Source organism: Cohnella phaseoli, assembly GCF_003386235.1.
Lineage (GTDB): Bacteria > Bacillota > Bacilli > Paenibacillales > Paenibacillaceae > Cohnella > Cohnella phaseoli.
Genome location: NZ_QRDZ01000002.1, coordinates 377,310 through 394,685 on the forward strand (window position 1 = coordinate 377,310; position 17,376 = coordinate 394,685).

Here is a 17,376-nt window from a genome sequence, read left to right on the forward strand (position 1 = left end):
TTGCCGCAAATTGATTGATGGCAAACTCCGTCAGATCCGATTCTGCCCCAAGTTTCCTTGATGGCAAATTCTGTCCGATGATCTGATTCTGTCGCAAGCTACTTGACAATAAACTTCGTTCGGCTGTGTCCTTCTTTGGTTTTGCTGACTTCCAGAACGGCCGGGAACGCGGTCTTCAATTCCTGAACGTGCGAGATGACGCCGATCATGCGTCCAGCTCGCTGAAGATCGACAAGCGCGGCAATGGCCTTGTTTAGAGAGTCCTCGTCCAGCGAACCGAAGCCTTCGTCAATGAACATCATCTCAATCGAGACTCCGCCTTGATAAGCTTGGATGACGTCGGTCATTCCGAGGGCGAGACAGAGCGAGGCGTTGAACTTTTCGCCTCCTGACAGCGATTTGACGTCGCGGTTCTGCCCGGTATAGGCGTCGAAAACATCGAGTCCGAGTCCGCTTTGTTTGCCGCGCGATTCTAGCCGATCACTTCGTTCCAATCTGAATTGGCCGTTGGACAAGTCGGTTAATCTAACGTTGGCCGCGTGCAAAATTTGTTCAAGGAACTCAATCAATATGTAGCGCTCGAATGAAATTTTCTGCGAGTTGTCGCCTTTGAGCATCTGATAGATATCCGCCACCTGCTGCTGCCGCTGTTCGAGGTCGCGGAATTGCGCCTCAGCTTCGGCAATCGCGGCGAGCAGCCGTCGGGCTTCTCGTTCATGTCCGCCAACGGCGTGCAATTCGGCTACGATCTGCTCCAATCGCGCCTTTAATTCTTCCATCGCCGCTTGCAGAGCCGCCGTGTCCGGACGAATCTTATCGCTTAACTCATGTTCCAGTTCGGCAATATGCCGCGTTACGGTCGTCATTTGCAGCTTGAATTGCTCGATCAGAGCAGAGAGACGCTCGCGGTCCGCTTCGGCCATCTTGGCCGCGCGGTAGCTTTCAACCGTTCCGAAGCCCGCTTTCTCCAGCTCTTCGGCCAAGCGCTCCTCAGCCTGTTTCCGATGAAGCTCTGACTCCTGTCGCTGATTGGACAGCTGAACGAAGTTTGCTTTCTCTTCCACCAGTTGGTTTTGAGTGCTCTGCAGCCTGCGCTGCGCTTCCGCCCATAAAGCATTTAGCCGCTCGACAAGAGCGGATTGTTCTCGATTACGAATCTCGAGCTTGTCCGGCGAACGCAATGACTCCGGCACTCGTCCCAACTCATTCTCCAGTACAGACTGCTTGGCGCTCCGCTCCATCGACAGGCGGTGCTGTTCGGTCAGCAATTGCTCGCGCTCGGTTTGCAGCCGCTCAAGCTGTACATCCAACTTCTCAACTTCAAGCCGACGGCTACGAACCGCTTCAGCCTGCTGCTTGAGGCGATCGGTCTCCTGACGCACCTTCTTGCCTTCGGCTTCGGCACGGATCAACTGCTCGCTCAGCGGCTCGTCGGTAATTTCGTATTCGGCAATCAGCTCCGCTCGGCCGGATCGGCCTGCGCTCGCAGCCGCCGCCTGTGCTTGAGCATCGCCAAGCTCTCGTTCAACAGCGCGAAGCTTCTCCTTCACTTGCTGCAACTGCTCGCGCGTGGGGATGCTGGAAGCAGGAACGGCTTTGGCCGGGTGCGACTCGCTTCCACAGACGGGACAAGGCTTGCCGTCGTGCAAATGCTCGGCCAACAGACCCGCCTGTCCCTCTAGCCACAGCGTCTCGGCCCGATCATGCTCCTTTTTAAGCTCTGCCGCCGCGCTCTGCAATTCCCCCTCGTGCTTGGTCCAACTCTCCAATCGCCTATCCAACTCGTCCAGCTCTTTAAGCAGCTTGTACTTGCTTCTTAACCGCTCGTAACGTTCCGCCATTTCCGGCAGCTGGGCCGCTTCCGTCTCCGCAAGCTTTAAGTGGTCGGCGGAAACTCGGCGCTCTTCGCGCTGCGATTCAAGCTGTCGCTCAGCCGTCGTTCGCCGCTCGTTTACTGCCTTCTCCTGCGCCGTCAGACGCTCGACCTCAAGCCGACGCTCGTCGAGCGTCTGTACGAGAGGCTTCAGTTCCACCAAACGCGTCAGCTCTCGCTCAGCCTCTTTGCGTTCCTCGCTCCGGGCTTCCTCCCGCCGGTAGCTCAGCTCGGCATCGGCATGCGCCCGCTCTACTTCCGCCAGATCGCGCTGCTTGCGCTCGAGCGTCTCGCGCTTCTGCTCGGCCTGCCGAGCTGCTGCGAGCGACTGCTCCTCGTAAGGCAGCAGGCGCGCGGCCTTCTCGGCCAGCGTCAGCCGTCGCTCGCTTTCGTCCGCTTCGGCTTTGCGAGCCTCCAAATGCTGAAGCTGTTGGCGTTTCTCCGCTAACTGAGCAAACCTCGCCTCCAGCGTAAGCGCCTCTCGCAAAATCTGCTCGCTCTGCTGAAGCTGCCCTTCCAGATCGGCCTTGCCGCGGCCGATCTCCTTGGCAAGCGCTCCGTAATAGGCGATTTCCTGTGTTAATCCGTCCGACACTTGCGCCATGCTGCTATACTCCTGCAGAAGCGTTGCCGCAAGCGCGCTCCCTTCCCTTTGCGGAAGCGACTGCTGCGCCTGCTTGGCGTACACGTCCTGCTGCGTCTTGGCCTGCTTAAGCGCCTCCTGGAGCTCGCGATTTTGCCGCTGAAAACGATCTTCGACCTTATGATACAGCCCAGTCCGGAAAATGCGCCGCAAAATTTCCTCCTTATTTTCCGTATCGGAGGTGAGCAGCTTACGAAATTCCCCTTGCGGCAGCATCACGATCTGTCCAAATTGCTCCCGGGTTAATCCGAGCAGCGATTCGAGTTTAACGTTCACATCCGAGACGGTGAAGCGATCGATGCATGGAACCTCCTCGCCGCCGGTCGTCTCGTATAGCTCCGCTTTGCCGCCCGTCTCGCTCTTGTTTGCGCCTCGACGATGAGGCATTTGCCGGAATACGCGATAGGTTCGCGCACCGACCGCAAAATGATAATCCACCGACGTATGTATATCGTCATCTGCGAAATGGCTTCGCAGCATCCTCGGCTCCGCGCGATCCTCGCCGCTGGCGCTGCCGTACAGCGCAAAACAGATCGCATCGAAGATGGTTGTCTTACCCGCGCCGGTATTGCCGGAGATGACGAACAACCGCCGGTCCTCAAGCGCCTCGAAATCGATCGTCTCTATATCCCGATAAGGGCCGAAAGCGGTCATGCTGATTCGAATCGGCTTCATCCCGCTCCTCCTTCCTCGCGCAAGACGGCCGCGTACGTGTCCGCGAACAATTCCTGCTTGTCGGGCGACAGCGGCACGCCTTTCACCTCCTGATAAAACGCCGCGAACAGCGCCACCGGATCGGCCTCGCGTCTTGCCGATCTGCCAGCCGCCGCATCCGCGCCCTCCGCAAGCGGAGAAACCGTCACCTTGCGTTCCACGTGCAGCGCATTCGGATATACGGCGCGAACCTTCTCCATCGGGAATAGCACCGGATTGTCGTTCAGTAGCGTCACGAACACATAATCGTCGCATACCGGATGCCGCTCCAGCTCCTCGATCGGCGCGGCGATACGACGCATGTCGCGGCGGGGCTTCAGCTCCCTTTTCTCCACCGATACGTTCCCTGCTCCGTCCAGTTCAACGATGAAGAAGCCTTTGCGATGATTCTCCTCGGAGATTGAATATTTCAAAGGAGAGCCGGCGTAGCGAATCCGTTCGTCCGCCACATGATGCGCCTGGTGCAGATGGCCGAGCGCCGTGTAGTGGAAGCCTCCAAAATATTCGGCGTGCACATGCTCTGCCCCCCCGATCGCCAGCGGGCGCTCGGACTGGCTCGTATTTTCCTCCGGCCTAGCCCCCGGCGTCACGAACGCATGTCCGACAAACACGTGGCGAGCTTGGCGGTCCATTCCCGCTTCAATTCGGTCGACGATCGCTTTCATCGCGTCGTCGTGAGTGCGAATATTTTCATCTTCGAGTATGTAACGAACTTGAGCGGGATCGGCGTAGGGTACAAGGTGAAAATAAACCTCTCCGTCGCCGTCTCTCAGCAAGACCGGCTTATGCTCGGCTTTGAGTTGGCCGATCAGATGCAGCCCTCTCGCCTCCATAATGGCCGTCCCGAACGACAACCTGTCCGGACTGTCATGGTTGCCCGCGATGGCCAGCAACGGCATGTTAAGTCCGATGACAATGCGTTCGAACAACTCGTCCAGCAGTTCGACGGCTTCGGTCGGCGGAATGGCCCGATCGTACAAATCTCCGGCAACGACGACCGCATCCGGGCGCTCCTTTTCTATCGTTTCTACTAATTGCTCCAGCACGTAACGTTGATCGTCCGTCATATAGACGCCCTGAACCAGCTTGCCCAAATGCCAGTCGGCAGTATGTATGAACTTCATGGGGCACAATCCCTCCCATTTCCCTCTTTGTCGCGACAAGTCGCGCCAGCTACTATTATTGTAATCTATCGCCGACCCAATTGCAGTTGGTAAAATGAGCTTTCTGCCCCAAAATCGGCTTGTCCGAGATATGCATACACATCGTTTAGCCGAACTTGAATATATTGAGTAATACATCCTTAAACAACGAAGCGATAGGGGGTTGCCCATGAATCATCCCTCGTTTATTTTATCCCGGGAAGACTGGTCGCTGCATCGCAAAGGTTATCAGGATCAGGCACGTCATCAGCAGAAGGTTCGGGACGCGATCAAGCAGAATTTGCCGGATCTCGTCTCCGAAGAGAATATCGTCATGTCCGATGGGCGCCAAATTATTAAAATTCCGATTCGCAGTCTGGACGAATACCGCTTCGTCTTCAACACGAACAAGAAGAAGCATGTCGGACAGGGAGACGGGGACAGCCAGGTCGGCGACGTGCTCGGCGTCGATCCGACGCCGGCCGGCGGCAAGGGAGAAGGCGCAGGTTCCGATCCGGGAGACGACGTCGTCGAAGCGGAGATTTCCATCGCCGAGCTGGAGTCGATGCTGTTCGAAGAGCTGGAGCTGCCTTATCTGAAGAAAAAAGACAAACAGCAGATCGAAGTCAAAGATGTGCGGTTTACAGACGTCAGGCGTAAAGGCATCATGTCCAACATCGACAAGAAGCGGACGATTCTCGAAAATCTGCGCCGCAACTCGCGGGACGGCCGTGCCGAAATCGGAGGCATCTCCCCAGACGATCTGCGGTTCAAGACATGGGAGGAAATCGTTAAGCCGCAAAACAACGCGGTCATTCTGGCGATGATGGACACTTCCGGTTCAATGGGCTCGTTCGAAAAATATTGCGCGAGGTCGTTCTTCTTCTGGATGTCCCGCTTTCTGCGCCGCCAGTACGAGAAGGTGGATATCGTGTTTATCGCGCACCATACGGAGGCGAAAGAGGTAACGGAGGAGGAGTTTTTCACCCGTGGCGAAAGCGGCGGCACGATCTGCTCTTCCGCTTACGTCAAGGCGCTGGAAATTATCGACAGCCGTTATCCTCCGTCGTTGTACAACATTTATCCGTTCCACTTCTCGGACGGGGATAACCTGACGAGCGACAATGAGCGGTGCGTGCGGCTGATCAAGGAGCTGCTGGAGCGGTCTAACATGTTCGGCTACGGAGAAGTCAATCAGTACAATCGAAGCAGCACGCTTATGTCGGCTTACAAGCATTTGGAGCACCAGCAATTTTTCTATTACATCATTAAAGAGAAGGGCGAGATTTACAACGCGCTCAAGACGTTTTTTCGGAAACGGGAAACTGTGGGTTAATTGCAACAAAAAGCGATCGTCTCCCGGAGGGACGGTCGCTTTCCAACTGAAAGGGGCGGTAAGGATGACTTTGGCGAAAATCATGCGCTGCGTGACGGCCGGCCTATTCTTGGCGGTGTTCGCGATCGGCTTGCTGCCGTTTCTGCTCGTCTTCTTCCTGACTGACGTGAGCGGCTTAAGCGATTTGGACCCGACTCCGATCTACACGCTCGTAAACAAGTTTATCGGAGGGTCGAAGTAGGAATGCATGCCAAAACGAAAGAACCTCAATTTCCACTGCATAATGGAGATTGAGGTTCTTTCGAGATTTCACTTCTTATGTTGGGAAATCAGCTTGCTTCGAGCTTTCGTCATTTTCCAAGCAAATTGAAGATCGCTTGGGCGGCTTCCGCTCTCGTGCCTGGCTTTGCGGGTGCGAATATCCCGCTGCCGCGTCCGGCCATCAGTCCGGAGGCGATCGCTTTGTTCACCGCGCTCTTGGCCCACCCGGAGACGAATGCCGCATCAACCGGGATTGTCGTGCCGGAGGCTGGCTGTTCAATGCCCCCGTTTCTTTCATAGGCGCGGACGAGGATAACGGCCATTTCTTCCCGTGTAATCGCCCTGTCCGGCGCGAAGCGACTATCGTCAACGCCTTGGATAAGACCGGCTTGAATAGCCGTAGCGACGGCTTTGTCGTACCAGACGCCTCCGTCTACATCGTCGAAAACTTTGCCGGAATCGAGAGGCTCCGGCAAACGCAGCGCTCTGCCGAGTAACGCCGCGAACTCTGCTCGCGTGACAGGCCGCTGCGGATCGAAGCTGTCGCCCGTTCCTTCCGCAATGTGCTTGGCTCCCAAAATTCGAATCGCTTCATTTCCCCAGAAACTTGCGGGCACATCGGAATATTTTTTGTTCCATCCAAGCGCCGCATAGGCAGAGCCGCGTAGCAACTGAGCTGCAATTTGCCCGTTTTGGACGTCTCCGCCCGAGTACTCCCATTTTTTCAACTCTTCGTTTAAGCGATATACGCCGGCGATTCGCGCATCGATCCCTTTCGGCAGAGGCAGCGATAAAACGACGGGTTCGCCGAAGCGATCCAGCTTGAATATTCGTCCCGCTCCGGTAATGGCCCGCAATTCCAAAACGAACAACGCGCCGTCTCCCTGCAGTACCGAGCCTTCCGCTTCATCGGCAATACGTCTGCTTTCGCCCGTCTCCTTCGTTCCGGCAGCTCGCAGGACGATTTCGATTGCCGCTCCTTCCCGCTCCTCCGCGCTCAAGCTTGCATGAAGCTGAGCCAGTACGGATGCGGGAATTACGACTGATCCCCCCTCTTCCGATGTTACCTGCAGCGCTTTCCTCGCTTTTTGCAACTGACCTCCCGCATTTACCGGGAGCTTCAAGACGCCATCGGTACCGATCGGCGTCGAGACTGTCGCGTCCGGCGAAGCAAGCAGATTGTCCAGTAGTTGTTCGGCCGCAAGTAAATCGTCGCCTCCGGAACCGGCCTCGCCGGCCGAATTTCCCTGGTTATTTCCGCTGTTGCTGCCAGTGTTTCCGTTGTTGCCGTTGTTACCCCCATTTTCGCTGCCATTGCCGCCGCAATCGGCGGTGCATGTCGGGGATTGCCCGTTGCGCAATTGCCGTTCCGCAAGCGGGAGCTGTTCGATCTCTTCGATCGACATGGAGCCGAACCGATCCTCGAGCAGCGACAACGGCTCCAACTGCGCGACGGAGTTCCATACGAGCCATGCGCCGATACCGGAGTAGACCAGCTCGGTGACGTTGCCCCCTTCTTCGACGAGTCCCGGATAGGCGTAGCCCCACGATCCTTTCCAGTCCGTCGTATAGTTCGCGTTATTCTGCAGCAGCTTGGCGAAACGCAAGTAGGCTTCGTCGTTCGTAAGCAAATACAGCCTGTAATAGGCGGAGCCCATATACGCCATAAATTGATCGACATAAGAATGGCCCGTCGCCACGAAGCTCTGGCCGATCAAGCCGGCCTCCGGGAACGGCGATAGCGGCGAGCTGTCGATATTGCCGTCGGTGGCGAATTTCGGCGATTTGGCGCTCGAGGATGCCGTCGTCGGCTTATGGAGCGCCAAATTATTGCCGTCCGCGTCTTTGACTACGAACTCCCATACGCTGACCCAGGCGCCGGCGGCTTCGGTTCCCGTTACGTTAAGCCGCACATAACGAGCGTCCGCGTTGCCGGAATCGACGTAGCTCGGATTGCCGTAGCTCACATTGTTGGACCGATCCGCATAGCGAGTCCACGTATGGCCGTCCTCCGAAATATCGATCGTATACTGGTAGCCCATCGCCCGGTACTCCATGTAAGTTTCGACGCTGCTAATCGCCTTGACTTCGCCCAGGTCGACCTGCAGCCACTGCGGCTTGGAATCGCCGTTGGCCGCCCATCTCGTACCGCCCGCCGGCGTCTCGTACGTCCAAGCGAACGTCCAGGTCGCGGTATAATCGGCCGCCCCTCGCAGAGCTTCCACCCATTTGGCATCTTTCGTCGCATCGTATAGGGACAGAAAAGCGTTCATCGCCATGACGCCGGCTTCCTTGTCGATGGTATTGTTGTTGTCCGACGTGCCCCCGACGTATAGCGACGGCTCGTAGATGTTGGCGTAAGCATAGTCTCCGGCCTTCTCGGCGGCATCGAGGTACTTCCGCTCCCCGGTTGCTCCGTATAGCTTGATCAGAAAGCGAATCGGATTCGTCGTATTAAATTTGCCCGTGTGCACCGGCTTGCTGTCAAAGCCGTAGATTCGGTAATACGAACCGTCGTCATTCTGATTGGCGACGAGCCAGTCCCCGAAACTCGCTGCAAAATCGAGCCACTCCGACTTGGTTACCCCATGCTCCTGCATGACCCGGTAAGCGTCGACGGCGCCTTCCATGCCGTCCGACATCGTTCTCATATCCGCGTCGCCGCTCGTAAACGTCCCTTCGCTTCCCCAGAACGGCTCGAACCATGTTTTCGGCAATCCAGACGGAGTCATTGAGCGCGATGCCCAGAAATCGACCATCCGAACGCCTTTGTCCAGCAGATTGTCATCGTCGGCGTTTAATGCATAGCGAATCATCTGGTAGGCCGCCGGGAGCTGCTGTCCGACGAAACCCATCACCATCGCATAGCCACCGATCTCTCCGTCCGGGACGTCTGCTTTAAACGGCAGCCCCATAATGCCGTTATACTCTCTGGCGTACTCGTCAAGCAGATCGATCGCGTTGTCGTACACGGCCTGCACGTTCACCTGCTGAAGCTGCGGATTCAAAAGCTCGAGAAAAGCATGCCATTCCTTGTTCAACGCTTCCGGATAGCTGTCGGTCTGACTGAATCTCAGCGTCAGCTCATACTGCTGCTCCGCTCCCGTCGTCACGGGATGGCTGCGATATACCCATGGCTTGCCGTGGTTGACGTAGTTAATTTCTCCTTCCAGCCCAGGGAAAACAAAATCTAGCGATGGTTGAGCTTGCTTATGAATGCCCAAGCTTCCGTAATTCAAGCTGTCGTCCACCAGCCAGCTCCCGACCGTCTCGTCCACGCCGGAAGTTGGGCTTGCTTCCGGACGCCCAATCGACAGCGTCTCGCCGGTCAGATCGTTGCGCATCGTAAAAAACGGCAGCGCCAGCCGCATTTCGCGAATGTAGAAGTAGTCGTGGCTGTAGTCGGAAGCGATCGCGGAGTTTACGACGTTATCGTTTTTGCCGTACCAGTTGCCCGGAGCCAGCATATCGAATTGTTCCATGTTTTGCTCGGCGTCCGGCATCAAGCCGAATACCGTGTTATAGCCTTGATCTCCTTCTTCGCCCTTAACGACGGTCACGCTGCGCAATACGTCGAACGCCCCCGGTTCAGCTCCGGGTCGGTAAGTATCCTCGAACGCAACGAGGCTTCGATAGTTCGTGCCGACGATGCCGCGCAGAATCAGCGCCCCTCCGACCGCTTCGACGCTGTCATAAGCGGCCTCGTAGCGAACCGGCTGCTCCTGCTCTTCTTTAACGAGCAGCTGTTGGGGATGGCGTTGCCCGTACATACGCTCTCCGCCCTTGTAAACGCCGATTCCGAATTTTCCGCCAGGGAGAGCTTCGGCCTTTAACTCATAAGCGCCTGAAACCAGCGCTGCCTCATACGAATCCGCAGCTGGCGCATAGACGCGAAGCTCTCTCACGCCAATCTGGTCAAGAGGCTGCCCCGATTCCTCGAACGTAAGTCGAACATAGCGAGCGGTTGCGATGCCTTTATCGGTATATCCGGGATTGCCTGCAACCGTATTGCCGCTGCGATCGGCGTATGCGCTCCAATTCGTCTCGTCGTCGGATATGTCCAGCCGGTAACGATAAGGCTCTTCCTTGCTGTCCAAATAGGTTTCGATCCGTCCGATCTCCGCGCTCTCGCCCAGATCGACCTGCAGCCATTGCGGCCCGGCTTCCCCTTCCGCGGCGCTCCATCCCGTTTCCCGGCTGCCGTCGAACGCAAGCGCTGCTGCATGACCCCCGTCTTGTTCCGAAGACGCGGTCGCCGGTCGGCCCGCCGCCAGATTGTCCGTTCCGAACACCTGGAATTCGAACAAGCTCTTCCAATTGTCGTCCGTTCCGGTAATGCGAACATGCCGCGCCCAAACTCCGCCCTCGTCGATGTATCCGGCCGGCCCGGATAAAGCGTTCGCCGTTTTGTCCGCAAACGTCGACCATTGCTCCCCGTCCAGAGACGTTTCTATGCGATATTGATAGACGACGTCCGGCCATTCGAAGATCGCAAGCGTTCGCTGAATATAATATTCGCGACCGAGATCCACTTGCAGCCAGTGCTGCCCTTCACGGTCGGCGGGAGACCATCTGGTCGTGCCCGTATTCCCGTCCATGGCGTAAGCCGGCGCAAACTCCTCGCTCATCGTCGACGAAGCGGTGGCTGTTTTACCGAGAGCCACGTTATAAAGATCGTCATTTTCCGCCTTGGCGGCCGATGCCGGATTGATCTTGAATTCCCGGATGCTCACCCACATTCCTTCATGCTGCACGCCGGTTACGGTAATTCTGACATACCTGGCGTCCATGAATCCCCGATCCGTATAACCGTACACGCCGGGCGCTTGCGTCTGAGTCGAACGATCGGTAAAAGTCGTCCAAGCGACTTGGTCGTCGGACCCTTCTATCCGGTATTGATAATAGGAGTCGTTGAATTCGAATTCCGTATTTATCGCCCGGATCGGCTGTACGCTGCCCAGATCGACCAGCAGCCACTGGGGCTTGGAGCTGTCCGCGGGCGACCATCTTGTCGACGAGCTGCCGTCGATCGCCTTGGCCGCGCTATGGGTCGCGTCCATCTCCGAAGATGCCGTTGCGGTCGGACCGTCGGCCGGATTAATCGTCAGCTCCCAGATCGACGCCCACAGCTCCGGGCTTTCCGCTCCCGTAACCGTAATCCGCACATATTTCGCCATAACGTTGCCCTCATCCCAGTAAGCGCCGTTTCTGTCTGGCGGCGCGGCATTGGCCGTCCGATCCGCGAACGTCTGCCAATCGCTGCCATCCCACGACGTTTCGAGCAAGTACTGCATCGCTGCCGTATTCGCTTCGAAAGCCGTGGCAATGGTCCGTATTTGCTGCGCATCGGCCAGTCGCACCATCAGCCACTGCGGTTTTTCGTTTCCGTCCGCCGCCCAGCGGGTCGCCGGGTCCCCATCGAAAGCCATGGAAGCGGCATAAGCCGGGCCGAATTCCGATGAAGCGCTTACAACATCGTTCATCTGCGGATTGATCCTAAACTCGCGAATGCTTACCCACACCGGATACTGCGTGTCGGTTACAGTAATTCGCACATATCGCGCATTCGTCTCCGCTTCGTCCACGTAGCCCTGCGTTCCGGGCTGCTCCGTGCTGGCCGAACGGTCTGCGATCTTCGTCCAGTCCTCGTCATTATCCGACACCTCGATAACGTATTGATAATACGAGTTGTTGAACTCGAAGGCGGTCAGCACGGAACGAATCTCATATTGCGCCCCCAGATCGACCTTGAGCCATTGCGGCTTGTCCGGACCGCCCGCAGCCCATCTCGTCGCGGCGTCTCCGTCGATCGCCTTGCCCGGCGCGTAGCTGTCTCCCTCTGCCTGACTCGACGATGCGGTCGCCTGCTTGCCCGACTGCAGATCGTATTCCACAGACTCGGGATCGGCGGCTGCGGCACGATTTTCATAGAGAGAAACCGGGCTTAGCAGCAGCGCGAAAATCAACAGATAAGCTAACGACTTGAATACGTAACGACCTTTCCTCAACGTAAATGCCACCTCCGATTGGAATATTTTTCGCTTACGTATCCGAATATAGGCCGAATCGGCTCTCGGAACCATTCAAAATCTACGAAAATCCCGTCTAAAAATTCATCAAATAGAAAAGCGCCGGAGCTGCTCCGCCCAACAAACGTCCCCGCGCATACAAAAATCCCCGCGAAGCGCAGCGCTGCGTTTCGGGGGGATTTTTCACCTATTAAAGATACGCCTTCTCCTGAATCAATGCCTCTCGCAGACGCGCGACGTTCACTTCGGCCGGCGTTACGCCGTCGAGAACGGCCAGAGCGGCGGCCGTACCGGCAGCCTGACCGGTCGCCATGCAGCTCGGCGTAAGCCGCGTTGTGGCAAGCGCTTCGTGCGTCGTGGAAATGCATCTGCCCGCCGCCAGCAAATTGCTGGCGTTCCGCGACACTAGACAGCGATACGGAATGTCGTAGGTACCGTCGCCCGCGATCCAGGAGGCGGTCACGCCTTTCCCGGATGGATCGTGGATGTCGATCGGATAGCCGCTGCGAGCGATCGCATCCTCGAATTTCCTGCCGGCGACGACGTCCTCCTTCGTTAGCGCGTACAGACCGACGATGCGCCGCGTCTCGCGGATGCCGATCTGCGTGCCGACGGCCGATACGGACGCGCGAGCGAAGCCCGGCACGTCCCGCTTCAGAAACTCGGCCATCAGCAGCACCTGCTTGCGCCCTTCCTCCTCCGCGCGGGTCAAATCTTCCACCTGCGTGCCGTCGAGTCCCTGCACTCTCGTGCAGTTGACAAGCACCTCGTCGTCCGCCGGACCGGTAAACAGCAGCACCTGATCGCGGTTGATCGGGACGCCCGACGCCTGCCACTCGGAGTAAAAACCGCTGATGCCCGTCAAGGGCAAGCCGGGCAGCTCGTCGATCGGCGTCTTCTTATAGAAGTTATCGGGATTCGCCAGCATATACGCCTTGATCTGCTCCAGATCGACGCCCCGCATGCGGAATTTCATCGTCATCGGCTGCGCTTGGGAGTCGCCGTCGCGCCCCTTCAACGTCTCGGCGCCGGACAAATACGCGACGTCCGCGTCTCCGCTCGCATCCACGAATATCCGTCCCGCCAGCTCTATTTTCCCCGACTTCGTCGTAATCCGCACCGAGCGGATCGTGCCGTCCGCTGCCTCCACCTCGTCCACGAAGCTGTGCAGATACAGCTCGACGCCGGCTTCCCGCAGCATCTCTACCGCCACGACCTGATAGATTTCGGGATGATACGGCGTGACCGTATGCACGAAGCCGACCGTATCCCGAAGGTGGCCGGGCGAACCGCCGCGCTCGATCAGCCGATCGACGATCTCCTGCGCGATGCCGCGAATGACCTGCTCCCCGCTGTCCGCGTGGAACGTCATCCACGGATATACCATCGCCGCCGTGGACATGCCGCCGACAAAGCCGTACCTCTCCACGAGCACCGTCTTTATGCCTTGCCGCCCGGCGGCGATCGCCGCGACGATTCCCGCAGGTCCTCCGCCGACGACGATCACGTCCGCCTCAATCTTCTTCATCACCTGATGCCAACTCCGTTCCTTCTATTCTTTTAATCCTGTCATGGCTACGCCTTCGATGAATTGACGCTGCGCCAGGAAGAAAATAATCAGCAGCGGCACCGTCGCCATCACCGTCGCGCTCATCAGATGATGCCACGCCGTCCCGACCTCGTCCGTGAACAGCGACAAGCCAAGCGGAAGCGTCATCAGGCTGCGCGTATTAATGAAGATAAGCGGATCGAAAAATTCGTTCCAGTTGGTCACGAACGTAAAAATCGTCAGCGTCGCCAGTCCCGGCTTGGCGATTGGCAGCATAATCCGCGCGTAAATGCGCAGCCGGCTGCAGCCGTCGATCATCGCGGCTTCCTCCAGCTCCTTCGGAACCGTGATGAAAAACTGCCGCATCACGAAGATGCCGAACACTCCGCCCGCCCCGAAGATCGGCAGCAGGATCAACGGCAAATGCGTATCGATCCATCCGATCTCGCGCATAAACAGGAACATCGGAATCGCCGTTACCTCGTGCGGAATCATCATCGCGCTGAGCAGCACGAGGAATACGGCGTTCCTGCCCGTAAACGGGATTCTTGCGAAAGCGTAGCCTGCCAAGGACGCAAACAGCACCGTGCCGCCCACGACAAGCGCGGCGATATAGACGCTGTTGAAGTAAAACCATTCGAACGGGATCAGCTTGAACACATCCGCGTAGTTCTCGAATCGGAACGTCGAAGGGATCAGCTGCGGCGGGTATTTGAACACCTCATTCGGCTCCTTGAAGGAGGTCGAGATCATCCATATGAACGGAACCATCATCACGAGTGAGATTGCGCCGAGAGCCGCATAGATGCCCGCCGTGCCAAGCGATTTGCGCCAAATCCCCGCGGAACCGTTATGCGTCGCTTTCATTAAATACCCACCTCTTTCTAAGCTGCCACTGCACCAACGTCAGCACGAGCACGACGAAGAACAGGACGAAGGCAAGCGCCGACGCGTAGCCGAGCTGGAACAGCTTAAACGCCTTCTCCCAAATGTAGTAGACAAGCACCTTCGTGCTATTGCTCGGTCCGCCCTGTGTCATGACGAAAATTTGCCCGAACACCTTCAGCGAGCCGATGACGGTCATCACGACCGTAAGAAAAATCGTAGGCGTAATCATCGGCAGCGTTACGTTGAAAAAGGACCGCGTCCGGCTTGCGCCGTCCAGCTTGGCTGCTTCGTAGAGCGATGCGGGCACCTGCTGAAGCGCCGCGATGAAGAGCACCATGTTCAGGCCGACGTTTTTCAGCACGCTTGTCACGATCACGGCCGGCATCGCCAGCTTCGTGTCGTACAGCCAGGCGGGGCCTTGAATGTGCAGCGCGGTCAGAAGCTGGTTGATCAAGCCCGAGTCGGTCGCGAACATGTATTTCCACACAATCGACCAGACGATCAGCGAGGTCATGACCGGAACGAAAATCGCGGTGCGAAACAGCCCGATGCCCCGCATGCTTCTGGCCAGCAGCAGCGCGAGCAATAGCGCGAGCACAATATTCAGCGGCACAAGTCCGACCGTAAAATAGACGGTATTGCCGAGCACCTGCCAGAACAGGGCGTCGTTCATAATGTGCCGGTAGTTGTCGATACCGATGTAGTTATGGCTGCCTAGCAGCGGCCAATCCGTAAAGCTCATATACAGCGCCAGCCCCATCGGGAACAGCAGCAGAAGCGTAAAACCGATTACCATCGGAGAAATAAACAGCCATCCGGTAATTTGCGCTTCGCGGGCCAACGGCCCTTTTATTTTCTTTGTTTTTTTCCCGCTCATCGGTTCACCGCCTGTCAGTTCCATCTGTCGATCGCGGCGCGGAAATCCGCCACCGCTCTGCGCATCGTTTCCTCCGTCTTGCCGACAACGATCGCCCCGAGCATAATCGCCTTGATACCTGTGTCTCCCAGCACGCGAACGTCGTCCGGAACAAGCTTGCGCTGCGAGGGCAGCAACACCGGAATTCCCGCCCGCTCAACGACGCTCCGATATTTCAGCACGTCCGCGAAGGTTAGCGGAGTCCCGTACTCGTCGCCCGGAACAATCGAAGCTTCGACCGCAGTAAAGCCGTAACGGCTTGCCGAAGACAACAGGGCGAGATCGGAAAACTCGTTCACCGCAAACGTCCGATCCAATCCGGTTTCGTGCAGCATGAAGGACGGAAGATGGTGCGCATAGATCGAATAGAAGTCGAAGCCTAGCGGAGACAGTCGCCCAATCTCCTCCGGCTTCGCCTCTTCAGCGCCTCCGGCCGGGACGATGCCGAGCGGCCCTTCGAACAGCGACCGAATTTCGCGAAACGTATTCTCGTATTCGTCCAGCGAGCCGAAGCGGTTGCCGCTGGCCCGATGTCCGACGTTCATATGCACCTTCAAGCCGTCGGCGCCTTCCTCCAGCGCCGCGCGGGCCAACTTAGCGTCATTGGCGGGGAGGCTTACGACGAGCGTAAGCTTCCGCGCCTGCAAACTGTTCTGCAGTCCTGCCATCTTTAATTCACCATCAGCGCATTGACTTCTTCGGCGATTTTCTTCAAATTCTCCTCCGCCGGCATCACTTTGCCGAACAGACGATCGAAGCCCTGCAGAATCGCGTTGTCGATGTTCGTCCAGCGGACGTGTCCCGGAAGAATGCGCGCCTTCGGCATCTCGTCGATAACGGCTTGAAGAATGTGCTCCTTGCTCGGGTTGTTCGGCTGGTTGATGAACTCGTCGGAGTTCAGCACCGTTGTGCGCGGAGGCACGAAATAAGTCGAGGTCGCCTGGATGCCTTCCTGGCTGGCGAAATATTTCAGCAGCTTCTTCGCTTCCTCCGGATGCTTGCTGTCCGTGAACATCGCGTAGCCGGCCTGGCCCAGCATCGGCACACTTCCCTGCGAACCGGACGGCGTCGGCGCGATGCTCCATTCGAAATCTTTGATCTCTCTCGCCTTGGACACGTAGCTATACACGTCGAAGAACATGGCTACGTTGCCGGCGTCGAAGCTGACCTGCTCGCCCGCCTTCGGATGCGATTCGTCCGTAAACATCATCCGCTCCAGCATCTGGAACGTCTCCACCCCATATTGGTCGTTCCACGTGAATTCCGTAATCTCTTTGTTAAACGGACCGCTGCCGTTGGACCAGGAGTAGGAGGACAGCGTCACCCACGTTTTCCAATCGCGGAAGAAGTTCGCGCCGTATACGCGGTTTTGCGCATCCTTGCTGGCGACAGCCTGCGCGGATTTCTCGAACTCCGCCCATGTCCATTTCCCTTCCTTGGCCAGCGTGTTCGGATCGGTCAGCCCGGCCTTGTCGAACAGCGTCTTGTTGTAGAACATAACGACCGGCGGCGTGGAGAACGGCAGCCCTAGCAGCTTGTCGCCTTCGCGGAACAAATCGAGCGTGCTCGGAATGTAGTCGTCCAGCTTAAACTCCGCGTCGTCCTTGAATTCCGATACGTCGCCGAGAATGCCGTTTTCCTTGAATTGCGGAACCATCCGCTCGGACACCCAAGCGACGTCCGGCAGCGATTTCCCTGCGGCAAGCACCGATATTTTCTGTTGATAGTCGGCAAAAGGAACCGATTCCATCGTGACGCGGATACCCGGATTGTCCTTCTGAAAGCCGTCGATCAGCTTGTTATATACGTCCATATGGGCCTGGTTGCCCCACATCATGAACTTCAGCTCGACTTCTCCTTTTTGCTCCGGACTGCCGCTTGCTCCGCCCTCCGAGACGGTGCCCGAACCCGAATTGCTGCAGCCGACTGCAAACGCAGCCAATAGTGCCAACGAAATCGGCAGCTTTGCTCTTTTCATATAAATCCCCCTTGGAATGAGTAATGAACCGATCGTTCACCATGAGT

The 17,376-nt window shown here is 57.3% G+C and carries 9 protein-coding genes and 1 pseudogene; 2 read left to right on the forward strand and 8 right to left on the reverse strand.

Annotated features, from left to right (window positions below; translation table 11 throughout):
• Positions 1-98: 98 nt before the first annotated feature.
• Both DFP98_RS03810 and DFP98_RS03815 read right to left on the reverse strand, forming a co-directional pair.
• Complete coding sequence (locus tag DFP98_RS03810; RefSeq protein WP_116059223.1) at positions 99-3,191, reverse strand: AAA family ATPase; 3,093 nt, start codon at positions 3,189-3,191, stop codon at positions 99-101.
• Complete coding sequence (locus tag DFP98_RS03815) at positions 3,188-4,354, reverse strand: exonuclease SbcCD subunit D (RefSeq protein WP_116059224.1); 1,167 nt, start codon at positions 4,352-4,354, stop codon at positions 3,188-3,190. The genes DFP98_RS03810 and DFP98_RS03815 overlap by 4 nt, the downstream gene beginning before the upstream one ends.
• Before the next feature lie 208 nt (positions 4,355-4,562).
• Here DFP98_RS03815 and yhbH point away from each other — a divergent pair, with 208 nt between their 5' ends.
• Both yhbH and DFP98_RS38885 read left to right on the forward strand, forming a co-directional pair.
• Positions 4,563-5,708, forward strand: a complete 1,146-nt coding sequence (yhbH, locus tag DFP98_RS03820; RefSeq protein ID WP_116059225.1) for a sporulation protein YhbH — start codon at positions 4,563-4,565, stop codon at positions 5,706-5,708.
• Positions 5,709-5,772: 64 nt separating this feature from the next.
• Positions 5,773-5,949, forward strand: a complete 177-nt coding sequence (locus DFP98_RS38885) for a hypothetical protein (RefSeq protein ID WP_181917470.1) — start codon at positions 5,773-5,775, stop codon at positions 5,947-5,949.
• A gap of 109 nt (positions 5,950-6,058) precedes the next feature.
• On the opposite strand, the gene DFP98_RS03825 is transcribed toward DFP98_RS38885, so the two are convergent.
• The 6 genes and pseudogenes from DFP98_RS03825 to DFP98_RS03850 all read right to left on the reverse strand — a co-directional run bounded on the left by DFP98_RS03825 (position 6,059) and on the right by DFP98_RS03850 (position 17,329).
• Complete coding sequence (locus DFP98_RS03825; protein ID WP_181917471.1) at positions 6,059-11,977, reverse strand: discoidin domain-containing protein; 5,919 nt, start codon at positions 11,975-11,977, stop codon at positions 6,059-6,061.
• 211 nt (positions 11,978-12,188) lie between these two features.
• Positions 12,189-13,532 (reverse strand): annotated as a pseudogene (locus DFP98_RS03830) (FAD-dependent oxidoreductase); the annotation flags it as partial.
• 18 nt (positions 13,533-13,550) lie between these two features.
• Positions 13,551-14,414 carry a carbohydrate ABC transporter permease gene (locus tag DFP98_RS03835; RefSeq protein ID WP_116059228.1) on the reverse strand — a complete coding sequence of 288 codons (864 nt, stop codon included), beginning with the start codon at positions 14,412-14,414 and terminating at the stop codon, positions 13,551-13,553.
• Positions 14,398-15,312: a carbohydrate ABC transporter permease gene (locus DFP98_RS03840; RefSeq protein WP_116059229.1), complete on the reverse strand. Its 915-nt coding sequence runs from the start codon at positions 15,310-15,312 to the stop codon at positions 14,398-14,400. Before DFP98_RS03840 ends, DFP98_RS03835 begins: the two co-directional genes overlap by 17 nt.
• Positions 15,313-15,326: 14 nt before the next feature.
• Positions 15,327-16,019 carry a hypothetical protein gene (locus DFP98_RS03845; protein ID WP_116059230.1) on the reverse strand — a complete coding sequence of 231 codons (693 nt, stop codon included), beginning with the start codon at positions 16,017-16,019 and terminating at the stop codon, positions 15,327-15,329.
• Between the two features lie 2 nt (positions 16,020-16,021).
• Complete coding sequence (locus tag DFP98_RS03850) at positions 16,022-17,329, reverse strand: ABC transporter substrate-binding protein (protein WP_116059231.1); 1,308 nt, start codon at positions 17,327-17,329, stop codon at positions 16,022-16,024.
• Positions 17,330-17,376: the final 47 nt, after the last annotated feature.